At 66.8% G+C, this 19,058-nt stretch carries 14 protein-coding genes; all 14 read left to right on the top strand.

All coding sequences use genetic code 11. The annotated features are described in order from the left end of the window. The first annotated feature begins 50 nt into the window (after nucleotides 1-50). The 14 genes from ICJ04_RS10020 (at nucleotide 51) to ICJ04_RS10085 (ending at nucleotide 19,049) form a co-directional block, all read left to right on the top strand. Nucleotides 51-791: a flagellar motor protein gene (locus ICJ04_RS10020; RefSeq protein ID WP_188324129.1), complete on the top strand. Its 741-nt coding sequence runs from the start codon at nucleotides 51-53 to the stop codon at nucleotides 789-791. 1 nt (nucleotide 792) lies between these two features. Beyond that, complete coding sequence (gene motD, locus ICJ04_RS10025) at nucleotides 793-1,776, top strand: flagellar motor protein MotD (RefSeq protein WP_188324130.1); 984 nt, start codon at nucleotides 793-795, stop codon at nucleotides 1,774-1,776. A gap of 12 nt (nucleotides 1,777-1,788) precedes the next feature. Further along, nucleotides 1,789-2,571, top strand: coding sequence for a ParA family protein (locus ICJ04_RS10030; protein ID WP_188324131.1), 783 nt, complete (start codon nucleotides 1,789-1,791; stop codon nucleotides 2,569-2,571). Then, complete coding sequence (locus ICJ04_RS10035; RefSeq protein WP_188324132.1) at nucleotides 2,568-3,608, top strand: chemotaxis protein CheW; 1,041 nt, start codon at nucleotides 2,568-2,570, stop codon at nucleotides 3,606-3,608. Before ICJ04_RS10030 ends, ICJ04_RS10035 begins: the two co-directional genes overlap by 4 nt. A 298-nt stretch (nucleotides 3,609-3,906) precedes the next feature. Then, entirely contained in the window at nucleotides 3,907-4,215 is a 309-nt protein-coding gene (locus ICJ04_RS10040; protein ID WP_188324133.1) for an STAS domain-containing protein, read from the top strand. Further along, complete coding sequence (locus tag ICJ04_RS10045) at nucleotides 4,212-4,577, top strand: response regulator (protein ID WP_188324134.1); 366 nt, start codon at nucleotides 4,212-4,214, stop codon at nucleotides 4,575-4,577. The genes ICJ04_RS10040 and ICJ04_RS10045 overlap by 4 nt, the downstream gene beginning before the upstream one ends. A gap of 46 nt (nucleotides 4,578-4,623) precedes the next feature. After that, nucleotides 4,624-6,609, top strand: a complete 1,986-nt coding sequence (locus ICJ04_RS10050) for a chemotaxis protein CheA (RefSeq protein ID WP_188324135.1) — start codon at nucleotides 4,624-4,626, stop codon at nucleotides 6,607-6,609. A 471-nt stretch (nucleotides 6,610-7,080) separates the two neighbouring features. After that, complete coding sequence (locus ICJ04_RS10055) at nucleotides 7,081-9,315, top strand: methyl-accepting chemotaxis protein (protein WP_188324136.1); 2,235 nt, start codon at nucleotides 7,081-7,083, stop codon at nucleotides 9,313-9,315. Between the two features lie 301 nt (nucleotides 9,316-9,616). After that, a complete protein-coding gene (locus tag ICJ04_RS10060) occupies nucleotides 9,617-11,809 on the top strand; it encodes a methyl-accepting chemotaxis protein (protein WP_188324137.1) in 2,193 nt (730 codons plus the stop codon). A 203-nt stretch (nucleotides 11,810-12,012) separates the two neighbouring features. Continuing rightward, nucleotides 12,013-12,792, top strand: a complete 780-nt coding sequence (locus tag ICJ04_RS10065; RefSeq protein ID WP_188324138.1) for a flagellar brake protein — start codon at nucleotides 12,013-12,015, stop codon at nucleotides 12,790-12,792. 273 nt (nucleotides 12,793-13,065) lie between these two features. Next, nucleotides 13,066-13,557: a chemotaxis protein CheW gene (locus tag ICJ04_RS10070; RefSeq protein WP_188324139.1), complete on the top strand. Its 492-nt coding sequence runs from the start codon at nucleotides 13,066-13,068 to the stop codon at nucleotides 13,555-13,557. A gap of 128 nt (nucleotides 13,558-13,685) precedes the next feature. Beyond that, nucleotides 13,686-14,066, top strand: coding sequence for a hypothetical protein (locus tag ICJ04_RS10075; protein ID WP_188324140.1), 381 nt, complete (start codon nucleotides 13,686-13,688; stop codon nucleotides 14,064-14,066). Between the two features lie 96 nt (nucleotides 14,067-14,162). Beyond that, complete coding sequence (locus tag ICJ04_RS10080; RefSeq protein WP_188324141.1) at nucleotides 14,163-16,517, top strand: methyl-accepting chemotaxis protein; 2,355 nt, start codon at nucleotides 14,163-14,165, stop codon at nucleotides 16,515-16,517. 249 nt (nucleotides 16,518-16,766) lie between these two features. Then, a complete protein-coding gene (locus tag ICJ04_RS10085) occupies nucleotides 16,767-19,049 on the top strand; it encodes a methyl-accepting chemotaxis protein (RefSeq protein WP_188324142.1) in 2,283 nt (760 codons plus the stop codon). The last annotated feature ends 9 nt before the right edge of the window (nucleotides 19,050-19,058 follow it).

Consider the following 19,058-nt stretch of genomic DNA (forward strand, 5'->3'; position numbering starts at 1 on the left):
CTCCCTGGCCACCACCTCAAGTCACCCCGCTACAGGCCGATAACCGATCCATGGACAGACTCAGCCTCATCGGACTCTTCCTCGCCTTGGCATCTCTGGTGGGGGGCAGCATCCTCAAGGGCGCCGGCCTGGCGTCGTTGTGGTCGCCTGCCGCGTTCGTCATCGTCATCGTCGGCACCCTTGCCTCGATCCTGCTGCATACCGCGCCGGCAGTGTTCAAGCACGCCTTCAAGATCGTGCGTTGGGTCATCCGCCCGCCGCAGAGCGACCGCCGCCAGCTGATCACGCAGATCGTGGAATGGAGCAACATCGCGCGCCGCCAAGGCTTGCTGGGTCTGGAGGCGCAGGTCGACGCGCAGAGCGATCCGTTCCTGCGCAAGGGGCTGCAGTTGCTGGTGGATGGCGTGGAGCCGGAAACCATCCGGCACATGCTGGAGATCGAACTGAGCAGCCAGGAACACAAAGACCTGGCCGCGTCGAAGGTATTCGAAGCCATGGGCATCTATGCCCCGACGCTGGGCATCATCGGCGCAGTGCTGGGCTTGATCGCCGTGATGAAGAACCTTGCCGACCCCAGCAAGCTGGGACACGGCATCGCGGCCGCCTTCACCGCTACCATCTACGGCATCGCCTCGGCCAACCTGCTGTTCCTGCCGGTGTCCGCCAAGCTGAAGAGCGTGATCGCCCACACCACGAGGGATCGCGAGATGGCCATCGAAGGCATCATCTCGATCGCCCACGGCGAGAACCCGCGCAACATCGAAACCAACCTGAGCGGATTCCTGCACTGACATGGCCCGCCGCCGTCACCACGAAGAGCATGCCAACCATGAGGCCTGGGCGATTCCGTACGCCGACCTGATGACGCTGCTGCTTGCCTTCTTCGTGGTGATGTATGCCATCTCCACGGTGAACGAAGGCAAGTACCGGGTAGTCGCCAGTGCCTTGAGCAGCGCCTTCGGGTCTGCGCCACGCACCATCAACCCGGTGCAGGTAGGCAGTCACCAGGTAAAGGGCGGCGGCTGGGACACCCCGTCGGTCATCAACGCCGGCAGCCGCGTCGGTCCCTCGGCACCTGCCCCGGCCAACGACCCTACCCTGCTGCCCTCGATGGCATCGCAGATGCGCTCGCCCATCTCGTTCCGCGACCAGGAGCAGCTGAAGCAGGCGGAAAAACAGCTGGATGGCATCGCCGACCGACTCACCGCCGCGCTCACACCGTTGATCGACCGCGGCATGATCACCGTGCGCCGTACCGAGCTGTGGATCGAAGTAGAGATCAACAGCGACATCCTGTTCCCCACCGGCGCATCGATGCTCGATGTGCACGCACGCGACACGCTCGCCAAGCTGGCCGAGGTGCTGCGTGACGTGCCCAACAGCGTGCGCGTGGAAGGCCACACCGACAACATCCCGATTGCCACGGCCCAGTTCCCCTCGAACTGGGAACTGTCGGCGGCCCGTGCGGCGAGCGTGGTGCATCTGTTCGCCGATCAGGGGCTGCAGCCCGCCCGGCTGGCGATGGTCGGCTACGGCGAGTTCCGCCCCCGCGAAGACAACACCAGTGCGGACGGCCGCAACCGCAACCGCCGCGTGATGGTGATCATCCTGGCCGATACCAGCCACGGCGTGGATCCCATCAGCCAGCGCCTCAACGCCTCCAGCGACGCCGACGCGCCGGTGATCGCCCCCATTGCCTTACCCCCCTCCCGCAGGCGCCCCGCGCGCCCGCCCCGGCCGGCAGCCCCATCGGCGCCGCCGTCACCCCCGCCATGAAGGAGTAGACCGATGCGCATCTGGGCAATCGCCAACCAGAAGGGCGGAGTCGGCAAGACCACCACCACCCTCGCACTGGGGCGCCAACTGGCCGGCCTGGGCCATCGCGTGCTGCTGATCGATCTCGATCCGCATGCATCGCTGACCCGCTCGTTCGGCATTCCGCTGGATCCACCGCCGGCGGGCGTACTGGATCTGTTCGCCACCCCGCCGGTGGAGCTGTCCGTGCTCAGCCACCCCAGCGCCATTCCCGGCCTGGACCACGTCTGCGCGCAGGCCGCACTGGCCACGCTGGAACGGCGCAGCGCCAACCAGCCGGGCCTGGGCCTGTCACTGCAGAACGCGTTGGCCCGCCACAAAGGCCGTCACGATTACATCCTGCTGGACTGCGCACCCACGCTGGGCTTGCTGATGATCAACGCACTGGCAGCCGCTGATCGACTGATCATTCCCACCCAGGCCGAGCCGTTGGCCCTGCACGGTCTGGATGGCATGGTCCGCACCGGCGAGATGGTGGAGCGCTCGCGTCGCCGTCCGCTGCCGATGTCGATCCTGCCTACGCTGTTCGATCGACGCACCCGCGCCGGCAACGAGACGCTGAGGCAGATGCAGGACCGCCACCTCACGCGGGTCTGGGATGACGCGATTCCGGTCGACACCCGCATGAGCAGCGCTGCCACCCTGATGACGCCGGTGGAAGGCGATGACTACCCTGGGCGCGGGCTCGCCGCCTATCGGCGTGCGCTGGAGTGGATCCTGACCGACGATGCGCGCGCGCTGGAGCAGGCCGCATGAACAACGAACAGGTGCTGGACGACTATCTGGAGCAGTTGCTGGGTGACGCGGTGGCATCGACCGACGCGCCTGCGACCGACGCTGCGCAGGTGCTCGCCCCTGCAGTGACGGGCGACGCGGACGACGCGCGCGAGCCCACTTGGGATGATCTGCCGCATGAGGTCGTCTACGAAACCGGCGCCCCCGCCGTGGTGGACGATGAAGAAGCCGCGCTGCAGGCTGCCTTCGATGCCACCTTGGACGCGATGGACCAGGCCAGCGCCGCGACGCCGCCCGAACGCCCACCGACCTGGGATGACCTGCCCGACGAGGTGATCTACGAAACCGGCGAGGACATCGCGGCCGTGCTGGCCAATGCGGACAGCCCGTCGCTGGAAGCCGCCTTCGCCGCCGCTGCCGACCCGGCCGCGGCAGACACGGTGATCCTGGCAGCGCCCGCCGCGCCGATCGCCGCCGCCGCGGTTGCCCGCGCCCCCGCGCCCGCGCGCATTCCGAACCGCCCGTCCAACCTGCCGCCGCCAGCGAGTACGACCGGCGCGCCCAGCACATGGCAGGAGCTGCAGGAACAGGCCCGTGAGAACGGACATGCGTCCTCACCGCAGCGCCGCGCCGCCGAGCGCAGCTCGCGCTGGCTGCGCCTGCGCTGTGGCAGCCAGGCCTACGCGCTGGAGCTGCTGAAGGTGCAGGAGGTGGTGCTGCCGGTGCCGTTGCTGTCGCTGCGCGGCACCGCCCCGGCCATGCTGGGCATCATGAACCTGCGTGGGCAGGTGGTACCGGTGATGGACCTGGGCATCCACCTGGGTGGCGCCCCCGCGGGCGAAGATGCGCTGACCCGCATCGTGGTGCTGGAGGAGAACGGCGACATCATGGGCCTGCGGGTCACCGCGGTCGAGGATGTGACCAACCTCAGCGACTCGCAGATCGAGCCCCCGGACACCGCGCGTATCTGCCGGATCAGCAACGACATCTTCCGTGGCGTGGCCCGCGTAAGCGCCCAGCCGATGATCCTGCTCGACGCCACGCGCCTGCTCAACTGATCAGCGCAGGCGCCCGGCCTCGGCCTGGTTCCTGCGCTTGTGCGCTCCTGCTCTCCGCCCAACTGCGGTCAAGGGCAGACTGTCAGCGAGGGGGCGGGCAGGGTCAGGCAGGACTGTGTGAGGCAGGAGCCGAACACAAGCCTACATGGACGTACTTGCGGCGTGTCCTGCGTGGCCCTGCCCGCCCCCTCGGCCCCGGGTCCTGCTCCCGCCCTGGCCCAGAAACAGAAAAACCCATCCCTAAAGCTTTCCCGGAAATTGCCGCTATGAAGTCTGGAACCGTTTGTCCGGAGCAACAATGAGCACAGTGGACCTGGGTGAAGATCTCGGCATCGAGAGCAGCACCGAGCTGAAGAACCGCCTGGCCCCGCTGCTGGCCGAGGCCGCGCCCGTGGTGCTTGACGCCAGTCGGGTCAGCCGCATCCACACCGCAGCGGTGCAGGTGCTGTGCGCGTTCGTGCACGACCGCCGCAGTGCGGGCCGGCCGACACAGTTCAGCGGATGCACCGCAACCTTTTCCGACGCCGCGCGACTGCTCGGCGTCAGCCAGGCCCTCGGCCTGGATGTACCCCATGACAACCTGAATTCTGTGGAGAACGCGGCATGAGCGCACGTATCTTGGTGGTGGATGACTCGGCGTCGATGCGCCAGATGGTCTCCTTCGCCCTCACCTCGGCCGGCTTTGCCGTCGAAGAAGCCGAGGATGGCGCCGTCGCACTCAACCGCGCCAAGGAACAGCGCTTCAACGCAGTGGTGACCGACGTCAACATGCCCAACATGGATGGCATCTCGCTGATCCGCGAGCTGCGCCAGTTGGCCGAGTACAAGTTCACCCCGATGCTGATGCTGACCACCGAGTCAGCGGCCGACAAGAAATCCGAAGGCAAGGCGGCCGGCGCGACCGGCTGGCTGGTGAAGCCGTTCAATCCCGAACAGCTGATCGCCACCGTGCAGAAAGTCCTGGGCTGATCGCCCTCGCCGCCCCCGTCCCCCGCGCCCCTGGAACACACCTGACATGAGCATGGACCTGCAACGATTCCACGCCACCTTCTTCGAGGAAAGCCGCGAAGGGCTGGATGCGATGGAAGCTGGACTGCTGACCCTGGAATCCGGCCAGCACGATGCAGAGATCATCAATTCGGTGTTCCGGGCCGCGCACTCGATCAAGGGCGGCGCTGGCACCTTCGGCTTCGATGCCATCGCCGCGTTGACCCATGTGCTGGAAACGCTGCTGGACGAACTGCGTGCCGGCAAGCGCGCGCTGGAAGCCAACGCCGTCGACGCCATGCTGGCATCGGTGGACGTGCTGCGCGCCCTGCAGCGCGAAGCCGAACACGGCGTGCAGGCCGACCCGGCCGTGGTCGCCGCGATGAAGGCGCGCCTGGAAGGTATTCTGTCCGGGCAGGCGCCCGCCGCCGCCGCAAGTGCGCCCGCTGCCGCCGTTGAAGCCGAGCCGGAAGCCTGGCAGATCGGCTTTACGCCGGCACCGTCGATGTTCATGAGCGGCAACGATCCGCTGCGGATCATCCGCGAGCTGGAGCACCTCGGCCCGCTGCAGGTGCAGGCCCGCATGGAACGCCTGCCCGGCTTCGAGCAGCTGGATCCGTTCGAAGCGCACCTGGCATGGGACCTCGGCCTGATCGGCAAGATCAAGCGCAGCCAGATCGAAGACACCTTCGCCTGGGTGGTCGATGACTGCGAACTGGACATCCGTCCGGTCGCGCCGCCCAGCCTGGCCCTCGATCCGGTGGTCGAGGTTGCCCCGCAGGCGGCCGCTGCACCGATCGCAGCAGCCACCCCCAGCGCGGCGCCAGCCGCACCGCCGGCCGAGGCAGAGACTTCGATCCGGGTGAGCGTGGACAAGGTCGACGCCCTGATCAATCTGGTGGGCGAACTCGTCATCACCCAGGCCATGCTCAAGCAGGTCTCCAACCACATCGACCCGGCCCACGCCGAGCGCCTGTTCGCCGGCCTGGACCTGCTGGAGCGCAACACGCGTGACCTGCAGGAAGCGGTCATCGGCGTGCGCATGCTGCCGGTGGATGCGGTGTTCCGCCGCTTCCCGCGTCTGGTCCGCGACCTCTCCACGCGATTGGGCAAGCAGGTGCGCCTGAAGACGATCGGCGAAGGCACCGAGCTGGACAAGGGCCTGATCGAAAAGATCGCCGATCCCCTGGTCCACCTGGTGCGCAACTCGATCGACCACGGGTTGGAAATGCCGGAGTTCCGCCGCAATGCGGGCAAGGACGAAACCGGCACGATCACGTTGGCGGCATCACACCAGGGCGGCCACATCGTCATTGAAGTCAGCGACGACGGCCACGGCCTGAACCGCGAACGCATCCTGGCGAAGGCGGCCGAGCGCGGCCTTGCTGTGCCGGACAACCCCACCGATTCGCAGGTCTGGGACCTGATCTTCCAGCCTGGTTTCTCCACGGCAGATGCCGTGACCGACCTGTCCGGCCGCGGTGTGGGCATGGACGTGGTCCGTCGCAACATCCAGGCGCTGGGCGGTGAAGTGCAGATCGAAAGCCGCGCCGGTTTCGGGACGCGCACGCTGATCCGCCTGCCGCTGACCCTCGCCATCCTCGACGGCATGACCGTTTCGGTGGCGGGCGAAACCTTGATCCTGCCGCTGGCCTATGTACTGGAAGCATTGCAGCCGCAAGCCAGCGACATCCGCACCATGGCCGGCGAAGGCCGCGTGCTGCGCGTGCGCGGCGAGTACCTGCCTATCCTGTCGTTGAGCGAGTACTACGGCTACGGCCAGCGTCACAGCGATGAGTCGCTGGTGGTGGTGGTGGAAGGCGATGGCCAGAAGATCGCGCTGGAAGTGGACGAACTGGTCGGCCAGCAACAGGTTGTGGTGAAGAACATCGAGAACAACTACCGCCGCATCGGCGGCGTGTCCGGCGCCACCATCCTCGGCGATGGCCGCGTGGCCCTGATCGTCGACATCGGCGGCCTGGTCCGCTCGCTGCGGGTGCCGCAGGCGGCCTGAGCCGCGCTGCGCTGACCTCCGGTAGCGCCGAGCCATGCTCGGCGGCTTTTCTGCCCGCGATCACGACGCCTGATACAGTCCGCGCTGCGCTGACGTCCGGTAGCGCCGAGCCACGCTCGGCGGCTTTTCTGCCCGCGATCACGACGCTTGATACGGGCCGCGCTGCGCGCTCGCCGAGCGTGGCTCGGCGCTACCAGCGATTCCTGCGCTGACGTCCGGTAGCGCCGAGCCATGCTCGGCGGCTTTTCCGCCCGCGATCACGACGCTTGATACAGGCCGCGCTGCGCGCTCGCCGAGCGTGGCTCGGCGCTACCGGGCATTGCGGCTGACGAACAGATCGCGCTACAGATCCACGCGGCGATGCCGCTATCTGTGTAGACGGCGTGATGATGCCCCCTCCATTGCGGGCCGTTTCCTGAAAAGTTCCCACGGCCCTGCCGCGGGCGCATCGTCCTGCCCTGGAGCACCCCCATGAAGTGGTTCCGCGATCTCCCCATTGCCCGCAAGCTGGCCGTGGGATTCACCCTGACCACCCTGATGACCCTCGTGGTAGGCGCTTTCGCCCTGCTGCGCCTGTCTGAAGCCAACACCCAGCTGCGCGGCATGGCCATCGATGCCATTCCTTCCGTGCAGCATCTGGGCGAGGTGCGTTCGCAGCTCGGCGAGTTCCGCACCTACGAAATGGCCCAGCTGACCATGCTGGACAAGCCGGAGAAGGTTGCCGACTACAACACCCGCATGGACGCCACCGCCAAGGTCGTGCGTGAGGAGCTGGACGCGTATGCCGTACTGAAGGCCGACGCGCAGGAGCGCGCGCTGTTCGACAAGGTCAAGGCAGGCGTCGATGCGTATTTCGCCGCCAACGTACAGCTGCGTGCGGCGGGCGCAAGCGGTGATGCGGCGCTGGCCCAGCAGGTGTCCGACGAGCAGTCGCGCCCCCTGCGTCGCAAACTGTTTGAAGACCTCAAGGCGCTGAGCGCCTACAGCGGCACCGTCATGGACGCCGGCATCGCGCGCGCCAATGCCACGCACCGCAACAGCATGGTCGCCATCATCGCGGCGATGGTGCTGCTCTCGCTGGTCGCCGCAGCACTGGCCGTCACTATCTCGCGCGTCATCACCGTGCCACTGGGCAAAGCCGTGCAGGCCATCCAGGCGGTTGCACGCGGTGACCTGAGTGTCAGCACGCCGGCCACCAGCAGCGACGAAGCCGGCCGCATGCTGACCGCGACCGCCGAAATGACCGCCACCCTGCGCCGTTTCTCCGGCCAGACCCAGCAGATGGTGGAAATGCATGCGGGCCCGGACATCAACCACCGCATCCCGGAAGATTTCCCGGGTGTGTACGGTGAGCTGGCGCACGGCATCAACACCGTGATCTTCGAGCACCTTGATTCCATCCGCGATGCAATCGACGTGCTCAACCAGTACGCCGCCGGCAACCTGGCGCCGGATGCACGACGCCTGCCCGGCACCCGCGCGATCCTGCACGAATCGATGGATGCCGCAAAAGCCAGTCTGATGGCCATCAATACGCAGATCCAGCAGCTGGCCTCCGCGGCGGCGGCAGGTGACTTCAGCCAGCGCGGCGACGCGTCCCGCTTCGAGCATGACTTCAAGCTCATGATCGAGCAGCTGAACACCATGATGCACGTGGCCGACGGCAACCTGTCGCAGCTTTCGCAGCTGCTGCAGGCGATCGCCGCCGGCGACCTGACCGCGCGCATGGACGGCGAGTTCCACGGTGTATTCGCGCTGATGCGCGATGATGCCAACACCACCGTCAGCCAGTTGACCGGCATCGTGTCGCGCATCCAGGTGTCGGCGCAGAGCATCCGCGGTGCAGCCAGTGAAATCGCAGCCGGCAACAACGATCTGTCGCGCCGTACCGAACAGCAGGCCGCCAATCTGGAAGAAACCGCCGCATCGATGGAGGAACTGACCTCCACCGTGCGCCAGAACGCCGAGCACGCGCGCCAGGCCAACCAGCTCGCCATCGGTGCCGCCGGTGTCGCGTCGCAGGGCGGCGAAGTGGTGGGTCAGGTCGTCAGCACCATGAGCGCGATCGAGGCGTCTTCCAAGAAGATCGCCGAGATCATTTCGGTGATCGACGGCATCGCGTTCCAGACCAACATCCTGGCATTGAACGCGGCGGTCGAAGCGGCCCGCGCCGGTGACCAGGGCCGCGGCTTCGCCGTGGTGGCCAGCGAAGTGCGCACGTTGGCACAGCGCTCAGCCGCTGCCGCGAAGGAGATCAAGGGCCTGATCGACGAATCCGTCGACAAGGTGGCCGATGGCTCCGCACTGGTGCACCGGGCCGGCGCCACCATGGGCGAGATCGTCGCCTCGGTACAGCGCGTGACCGACATCATGGCCGAGATTTCCGCGGCCTCGCAGGAGCAGTCTGCCGGCATCGAACAGGTCAACCAGACCGTGGTGCAGATGGATGAAACCACCCAGCAGAATGCCGCGCTGGTGGAAGAAGCCACTGCCGCCGCACGCTCCATGGAAGAACAGGCCATGCAGCTGACCGATGCGGCAGCGCAGTTCCGTATCGCGGGCGGTGCCGCCAGCACCACGGCCGCCGCGGCCCCCGTCGTGCCATCGAAAGCCAAACCATCGGCAGCCCGTACGACGGCCCGCAAGCCTGCGCCGGTCATCCGCCAGCCCGTCCTGGCGGGCGAAGGGGACTGGCAGGAGTTCTGATCACCCCGGGTCGCGCTCCCTGCCGCGTCCCGGCGTTGGATCCCCCTCGCGCGCGGGAGGGATCCAACCACACTCATCCGATGCAAGGAGTGCCATGGACGCACCTGCAGAACCGGTAGCCACTGCCCGCCGACGCCCACTGAGGGCGATCGCGGGCCTTCTGCTGTTGGCCAGCTGGATCGGCTGGGCCGTCCCTGCCCTCTGGCACCAGAACAGCACATCCCCTGCTCCGCTGTGTGTCGCGTTCAACGACCGCCGCTGAGTGTCTACACCGCAGTCCATGCCAAAAGGAGCATTGCGCATGTCCGCACCCTCCCGCACCGCCGAGTCGTTCGTCGGTCACGAAAAACTTCCCTTCCTGCAGGTCCTCGGCGCAGACGCCGACCGCCTGTTCCTCGCCCTCACCGCCGTGCTCGCTCTGGTCTCGATGGGCCTGGCGCTGCGTGCAGGCATCTGGATGCCTTTCCTGGCGATCAGCCTGCCGACGGCCCTGGTGGTCGCCGCACAGGTCCAGCTGCTGCCCGGCACGCGGCTGTCGCGCTGCACGGTGGCGCTGGGCTGGATGGTGCTCGCCGCCACCTTGATCCACCAGACCAACGGACTGCTTGAAACCCACTTCACGGTCATCGTCTTGATCGCGCTGCTGCTGTATTACCGCGACTGGCTGCCGTTGGTGGTTGCGGCGGTCGCGATCGCGATCCACCACGTTGCGTTCTTCTGGCTGCAGCAGCGGGGCCTGCCCTACCCGGTCTTCAGCGCCGGCAGCGGCATCGGCGTGCTGGTGCTGCATGCCAGCTACGTCGTGGTGGAGACCGGGCTGCTGTCGGTGATGGCGATCCAGATGCGTCGCCAGCTGGTACTGCTTGGCCATGACCCACGCCAACTGGCCGTGCTGGCCCGTGGCGTGGCGGCCGATCAGCCTTTGCCCCCCGGCATCCATGCAGGCCAGTTCCCGCCGGACTCGCTGGCGGGCGCCTTGGTGCAGACAAGCACACAGCTGCTGCAGCGTCGTGAGCGCGAACAAGCGGTGCTGGGCGAAACGCTGCGCATCCGCTCCGCACTGGAGGATGTCACCACCAACGTGATGATCGCCGACCGCGAGCGCAACATCGTGTTCGTCAACCGTCCCCTGCAGAAGATGCTGGCCGCTGCCGAAGCCGACCTGCGCCGCGACCTGCCGCAGTTCAGCGCAGCTGACCTGCTCGGCCGCAACATCGATATCTTCCATCGCAACCCGGCCCACCAAGCCACGCTGCTGGACACGCTGACCACCACCTACCGCGCGCAGATCCGCGTGGGCGGGCGCGTGCTGCAGCTCATCGTCAACCCCATCATCAATGGCGAGGGAGAGCGCCAGGGCTTCGTGGTCGAATGGGCTGATCGCACCGTGGAAGTGCAGGTGGAAGAAGAGCTCGGCCACATCGTGCAGGCGGCGGCGGACGGTGATTTCAGTGGCAGGGTGGCCTGCGCAGGGAAGACCGGCTTCTTCCTGCAGCTGGCACAGCATCTCAATGCCCTGCTGGACGCGAATGCCACCAGCATCGAACAGATATCCGCCCTGCTGTCATCGCTGTCGCGGGGCGATCTCACGGTGCGCATGGAGGGCGACTTCCACGGCGTCTTCGCCCGCATCCGCGACGATGCCAACGCCACCGTCGACCAGCTGACCGGCATCGTCGGCAGCATCAAGGATGCGTCCAGCCACATCAACCACACCGCATCCGGTCTCGCGCAGGGCAATGAGCACCTCGCCAGCCGCACGGAGCAGCAGGCCGCCAGCCTGGAAGAAACCGCGGCGACAATGGAAGAACTGACCGCTGCGGTGCGGCAGAATGCCGAACATGCGCGTACCGCCAACCGCGTCGCCAGCGGCGCCGCGGACGTGGCGGCAGCCGGTGGCGCGGTCGTCGGCAATGTGGTGACCACCATGTCCGACATCGAGCGTGCGTCACGACGCATTGCTGAAATCATCTCGGTCATCGACGGCATTTCCTTCCAGACCAACATCCTGGCGCTGAACGCCGCGGTCGAAGCCGCGCGTGCCGGTGAGCAAGGCCGTGGCTTTGCTGTCGTGGCCTCGGAAGTGCGCGTGCTCGCACAGCGCTCGGCAGACGCCGCCAAGCAGATCAAGGGCCTGATCGAAGACTCAGTGGACAAGGTGACTGAGGGGACCACCCTGGTGCAGCGCGCCGGGGCGACCATGGACGAGATCATGCAGTCGGTGCAGCAGGTCAACCAGATCATGGGCGAGATCGCGGCGGCATCGCAGGAGCAGAGCGCGGGCATCGAACAGGTCAACCAGAGCATCAGCCACATGGATGCGTCCACCCGGCAGAACGGCGCTCTGGTGGAAGCGTCCACCGAGGCCACGCAGGCGATGAGCGAACAGGCCGCGCGCCTGGCCGAAGCCGTGGCACGTTTCCGCCTGCAGGCCGACGACGGTGAAACCGCCGTGATGCGGCGGCTGCGTGAGCTCGCCGGGCACGCGCCCTGAGGGACCTGACGGCCGCTGGGTAGTGACGGCCGCTGGCCGTCAGCTCCCTGCCGCTGCGCTCGCCGAGCGTGGCTCGGCGCTACCGGACGTGTCCGCGTAACACGCCGGCGTCGCGGGCTTCAGGAAAGCACGGCTTTGCCGATATGCTGAAAGACGCACCGTGCCGCACGTCACGGTTTTTCCCGCTCTCGAACGCAGAACCGATGTCCGCAGGCAGCCACGACGACGCACAGGAACACCCTACCGCGCAGGACGACAGCGCCGATGAGCGTTTCCTCGTGCGCAATCCGCTGCAGGTGCGGCAACTGCTCCGGCAGCTGATCGAGCACCGATCGCTGATCAACGCCCACATTGGTGGACGCGACCAGAGCTTCCCCACCGCCGTACTGGAAATCGACGAGGACGAAGAGCAGCTGATGCTGGATGGCAGTCCGCAGGAGGCGTCGAACCGCGCCGCCGAGGCCGCCGGCTATCTGTTGTGCTTCGCCCAGCTGGATCGCGTGCTTGTGCGCTTCCGCGTGGATATCGTGCAGCGGGAGCAGAACGGCCGCCATATCGCCTTCCGCGCCAGCCTGCCGGACGAGATGATGCATCTGCAGCGTCGCGAGATGTACCGGCTGGAGACACCGATCACGGACTCGCCCCACCTGCTGCTGCCTGCGGCCGATGGCCGGCCTGAGCCACTGTCGATGCGCGTGGTGGATATCAGCGGCGGTGGACTGGCGGTAGCCCTGCCCGCCGAGTACAACGTCTTCGGGATGCAGAAGCGCTATGACGCCGTGCTGTCCGTGCCGGATGGCCCGGACCTGCAGATCAGCCTGATCGCCTGCAACGAGCGCGTGCAGAAGCTCCCCAGCGGCGTCGAAGTGAACCGCGTCGGCCTGCGCTTCGACCGCCTGCCGCGCGGCGGCGACAGCACCATCCAGCGCTACATCTTCCGCATCGACCGCCAGCGCAGCGCCCGCAAGAACGGCGAATCGTAGCCGGCGGACTGATACCCCGGTAGAGCCGGCTTCAGCCGGCTGCTTGCTGACACCCGGTAGAGCAGGCTCCAGCCGGCTGCTTCGTCCCGTTGGCGGTGCCGACTGAAGTCGGCACTACCAGTCGGCATACCGGTCGGCGTTACCGATCGGCATTACAGGCCGGCATTACAGGCCGGCACTACGGGCTGCCGTTGCAGGTCAGCGCTAAAGTCGTGGCAGCAGCAGCCGATACCGAGCCTGAGACCGCGAATCACGGCACCCAGGACACCCTCGATGAACGACAAGAACCAGGCCCACGCCGATACCGGCGGCGAGTTCCTCAGCTTCACCCTCGGCGACGAGCACTACGGCGTGGACATCCTCAAGGTGCAGGAAATCCGCGGCTATGACGCGGTGACCCGCGTGCCGGACGCACCGGATTACATCAAGGGCGTCATCAACCTGCGCGGCACCATCGTGCCGGTCATCGACCTGCGCCTGAAGCTGCGCCTGGAAAACGCCCGCTACGACGCCTTCACCGTGATGATCGTGCTGAACGTGGAAGACCGCGTCGTCGGCATCGTGGTGGACAGCGTCTCCGATGTGATCCCGCTGGCCGCAGAGCAGATCCGCCCGACCCCCGAATTCGGCGCCGCCGTCGATACCCGTTTCATCTCGGGCATCGGCACCCAGGACGACCGCATGCTGATCCTGCTGGACATCGAAACCCTGCTCGACAGCGCTGACATGGGTCAGCCCGCTGCGCTGGAAGAAGTGGCTGCCTGATCGTCACCGATCAAAACAAAATCCTTCAGTTCCACCTGCAACGGCCGATAGGGGAGTCAGGACCGCCCGCGATGGAACGCGCCAGGCCGGCCACCCGATCACCATTCTTCTTACTGGAGTACCCGTCGATGAAGTCCCTGCTCGCTTTTGCGTCTGCCACCCTGCTGGCCGCCACCGCCCTCACCGCCTCCGCGCAGTCGGCCATGATTCCGCCGGAAATGGCAGCCCGCCAGGTCGGCAAGGACGGCATGGTCTGCGGCAAGGTGGAAAAGGCCCGCTTCGCTGAAGGCTCGGAAGGTTCGCCGACCTTCCTGTACATGGGCGGTGCGTTCCCGCGCCACACCTTCTCCGCGCGCATCGCCGGCGCCAACCGCGGCAAGTTCAGCTTCCCGCTGGAAACCCTGGAAGGCAAGACCGTCTGCGTGATCGGCAAGATCGAGCGTGATGCCTCGCGTGCTGAAATCGAAGTCAGCTCGCCGGCTGGCCTGAAGCTGGCCGACATCAAGTAATACCGGCCTGTCCTGCCACGCCGGCCCGTCCGGCGTGGCTGCTGCACCCGGACCATGGTGGTCCGGACGCGTCCGCCTTTGGAGAGTGCAACGCCCATGCCCTGGATCAACAACCTCAAACTGATGCCCAAGCTGATGGCCACCTTTGGTGTCCTCCTGCTGGTGATGCTGCTTCAGGGCATCGTGGCCTACCGTGGCCTGGACTCGCTCAATGACGTGACGACGACGCTGGCCGGCAAGCGGATGGAAAGCATCCGCATGGCCGGCGAAATGCGCGGCATGCTCGGCGAGTACCGCAACTCTTCCTACCAGCAGCTGATCCGTGCCAGCGATGACGTCAAGGCCGAAGCACGCACGCGTGCCGCAGACCTGCGCAAGCAGCTGGACACCTCCATCAAGGCCTATCCGGGCCTGGTCGATGGGGCGCAGCAGAAGGCGCTGTTTGACACCTTCGTCAAGGACTGGAACCAGACCCTGACCTCCTATGATTCGGTCAGCGAGATGCTGGAACTGCAGCTGCCCGACGACGCCATCGATACCTTCGTCGGTGAAACGCGCACCCTGCACCGCAAGTCGTCGGATGCGCTGGAAGCGCTGATCGCCGAAGACAACCGCCTTGCCCGCGCTGCGCGCGACGAGGCCACCTCGACCTACGCCACCTCGTCCATGCTGATGCTGATCGCCCTGCTGGGCGGCGCGGCACTCGGCCTGGTGCTGGTGTATCTGTTCGCCCGCTCCCTGGTGGGCAGCGTCCGCGGCGCGGTCAGCGTTGCCAACGAAGTCGCCAGCGGCAAGCTGGACGGCCACATCGACACCTCGCGTTCGGATGAAGTCGGCGACCTGATGCAGGCCATGCAGCGCATGCAGCGCGACCTGCGCGAGCGTATCGAACGCGACGAAGCCATCGCCAGCGAGAACCTGCGCATCCGCACCGCGCTGGATTACAGCTCCACCGGTGTGTTCCTCAGCGATGCGAACCAGCAGATCGTGTACGCCAACAGCGCGCTGCAGCAGTCGCTCGTCGAGCATGCCGACGAACTGCGCAAGGACCTGCCGGGCTTCGACCCCGAAGCACCGCTGGTCGGCCGCCCGGTCGCCGAGCTGGAACACGGTGGCCAGGCCGATGCGGCCGTCATGGCCGAGCTGGCCAAGACCGGCGTCGCCCGCCGCGAAGTGCAGTACGGCCAGGCGCAGTTTGCCCAGGTCATCACCACCATCCGCAACGAAGACGGCGACACCGTCGGCCATGTGACCGAATGGCGCGACCGGACCCCGGAAGCTGCCGTGGAAGCAGAAGTGGCGCAGGTCATCGCCCGCGCCGCCGCCGGCGACCTCACCGGCCGTGTCGGCAGCGAAGGCAAGGACGGCTTCTTCCTGCAGCTGGCCAACCAGATCAACGGGCTGCTCAACGCCAACGCCAGCAGCATTGAGCAGATCTCGCAGCTGCTTGCCGCCCTGTCGCGCGGCGACCTGACCGCCCGCATGCAGGGCGACTACCAGGGCGTGTTCGCCCAGATGCGCGACGACGCCAACGCCACCGCCGAGCAGCTCAGTGGCATCGTCACCCGCATCAAGCACTCCAGCCGCGCCATCAACTCGGCCGCCGGTGAGATCGCCAGCGGCAACAGCGATCTGTCGCGCCGTACCGAACAGCAGGCCGCGAACCTGGAAGAAACCGCCGCATCGATGGAGGAACTGACCTCCACCGTGCGCCAGAACGCCGAGCACGCACGTCAGGCCAACCAGCTCGCCATCGGCGCCGCCGGTGTCGCCTCGCAGGGCGGCGAAGTGGTCGGCCAGGTGGTCACCACCATGTCGGCCATCCAGACCTCCTCCAAGAAGATTGCTGAAATCATCTCGGTGATCGACGGCATCGCGTTTCAGACCAACATCCTGGCGCTGAATGCCGCGGTGGAAGCCGCCCGTGCCGGTGAGCAGGGCCGTGGCTTCGCCGTGGTCGCCAGCGAAGTGCGCACCCTGGCCCAGCGCTCCGCCGCTGCCGCCAAGGAGATCAAGGGCCTGATCGACGACTCGGTCGGCAAGGTCGCCGATGGCTCCGCCCTGGTCAACAAGGCCGGTGCCACCATGAGTGAAATCGTCGCCTCGGTGCAGCGCGTGACCGACATCATGTCCGAGATCTCCGCCGCCTCGCAGGAACAGTCCGCCGGCATCGAACAGGTGAACCAGACCGTCGTGCAGATGGATGAAACCACCCAGCAGAACGCCGCGCTGGTGGAAGAAGCCACCGCCGCCGCGCGGGCCATGGAAGAACAGGCCGGCCACCTGAGTGAAGCCGTTTCGGTGTTCACCCTGGATGAGTCCGACGTGCAGCATGAGGCCCCGGCCGCCGCCCGTCCGCGCGCCGCCGCCCCCGCCGCGCCGGCAGTGCGTCGTCCCACCACCCGCCAGCCCGCCGCCGAGCTGGCCGAAGGGGACTGGGCAGAGTTCTGATCCGACGACATCTTCGGATGAGGCCGGGCCATGTGCCCGGCCTTTTTTTATCCCGCCGCCCGCGATACCCGGTAGCGCCGAGCCACGCTCGGCGAGCGCACCGCGCGGCCTCCGTCAGGCATCGCCTTGCCGGCAGGAAGTAACCGCCGAGCCCAGCGCGGCGCGACCAAAGCACTCAATTGTCCGCCGCAGCGGCCGATAACGTGGTTGACGCAGTACCGCGTCCCCTTCCCTGTTCTGGCCCCCTCCATGACGCTCAAGCAACGCTGGCATCGCTACTTCGACAACCTTCCGGTCCGCCGCAAGCTCAACCTGTTGACCGTGCTGATCGCCATCGGCGTCGTCGCGCTGTCCATCGTGGCGGCGCGCATGCAGTACCTGGACCTGACCGAAACCCGCAAGGAATCGCTTGCCGTCCAGGTCGAGCTTGCCGAGGGCGTGCTGACCCATTACCAGCGTCTGTCCGCCAAGGGTGAGCTGACCGAAGAAGCCGCCAAGGCCGCCGCGCTGCAGGCGATCGATGCCATGCGCGCCCAGGACGATGCCTACTACTACAACGTGCTGGACACGAACTACGTGTTGCTGATGCATCCGTTCAAGCCCGATCGTGTCGGCAGCGTGCAGAAGGACTACACATCGGTCGACGGAGTACCGCTGTACTACCTGCAGGTGGGCATGGCGCGCATCGGCGGCGGCTACACCTACTACCAGACCAACAAGCCCGGCGCCGAGAAGCCCATCGACAAGGTCACCTACGCGCACATGTTCGCGCCGTGGCAGTGGGTGGTCACCAGCGGCGTCTACATGGACGACGTGCAGGCGCAGGCATGGACCTTCACCCTGATCATGGCGCTGACCGGCGGCCTCGTCGTGCTGCTGGTGCTGGCGCTGAGCTGGGTGATCGGCAGCCGCATCGCCACCCCGCTGCGCAAGGCGACCCTGGTGGCCGAAGGCATTGCCGCCGGCAAGTTGGACAACACCATCGGCGACCAGCCGCACGATGAAACTGGCCGCTTGCTGCACAGCATGTCGCGCATGCAGGATCAGCTGCACGCGGTAATCGGCGGACAGCGGGAGATGGCCCGCCGCCACGAGTCAGGCGAGCTGTCCTACCGTATCGACGCCAGCACCGTGCCCGGCGAGTACGGGCAGATGGTGCGTGACACCAACACCCTCGTCGGCAACCACGTGCAGACCCTGCACGATGTGCTGGGCGTGGTGCAGCAGTACGCCGTTGGCGATCTGCGTACCGATATCGCCCGCTATCCGGGTGAGAAGGCGGCCATCACCACGACCGTGGACGCCGTAAAGGCCAACCTCGCCCGTATCAACGCCGAGATCAAGCGCTTGGCTGGTGCGGCGGCGGCCGGTGATTTCAGCCAGCGCGGCGATGCGGCCTCGTTCGAGCACGACTTCCGTGCCATGGTCGAAAACCTCAACGCCATGACCGCCGTCAGCGATGACAACCTGGGCAAGCTGTCGCGCCTGCTGTCCGCCATCGCCGAAGGCGACCTGACCGCCCGCATGCACGGCGAGTTCCAGGGCGTGTTTGCGCGGATGCGCGACGATGCCAATGCCACGGTGATCCAGCTGACCCAGATCGTCGGCCAGATCCAGGGTGCCACCAGCAGCATCACCTTGGCCGCCGGTGAAATCGCCAGCGGCAACAGCGATCTGTCGCGCCGTACCGAACAGCAGGCCGCCAACCTGGAAGAAACCGCTGCCTCGATGGAGGAACTGACCTCCACCGTGCGCCAGAACGCCGAGCACGCACGCCAAGCCAACCAGCTGGCCATCGGTGCGGCGTCCGTCGCCTCGCAGGGTGGCGACGTCGTGGGCCAGGTGGTCACCACCATGTCAGCCATCCAGACCTCGTCCAAGAAAATCGCCGAGATCATCACCGTCATCGACGGCATCGCCTTCCAGACCAACATCCTGGCGCTGAACGCTGCGGTGGAAGCGGCGCGCGCGGGTGAACAGGGCCGCGGTTTCGCCGTCGTCGCCAGCGAAGTCCGCACCCTCGCCCAGCGCTCGGCTGCGGCGGCCAAGGAGATCAAGGGCCTGATCGATGACTCGGTCACCAACGTGGCCGACGGCTCGGCACTGGTGAACAAGGCCGGTGCCACCATGGGCGAGATCGTCGCCTCGGTGCAGCGCGTCACCGACATCATGGCCGAGATCTCCGCGGCATCGCAGGAGCAGTCCGCCGGCATCGAACAGGTCAACCAGACCGTGGTGCAGATGGACGAAACCACCCAGCAGAATGCCGCGCTGGTCGAAGAAGCCACTGCCGCCGCGCGGGCCATGGAAGAACAGGCCACCCAGCTCGCCGATGCCGTGGCGATCTTCCGTCTGGACAACCAGGTCAACGCCGCCGTGCGCGCCGTGGCCGAGCGCATCGAGCGCCCGGCGCATCGCGCATCCACCCCGGCACCCGCCGCATCCCGCGCGGCCGCCCGTCCGCCGGCCCGCGCGCCTGCGACGCCGCGTGCGCTGTCGACCCCTGACGATGGCAACTGGCAGGAATTCTGATCCGTCCGG

The sequence above is a fragment of the Stenotrophomonas sp. 169 genome, assembly GCF_014621775.1.
In the GTDB taxonomy this organism is placed as follows: domain Bacteria; phylum Pseudomonadota; class Gammaproteobacteria; order Xanthomonadales; family Xanthomonadaceae; genus Stenotrophomonas.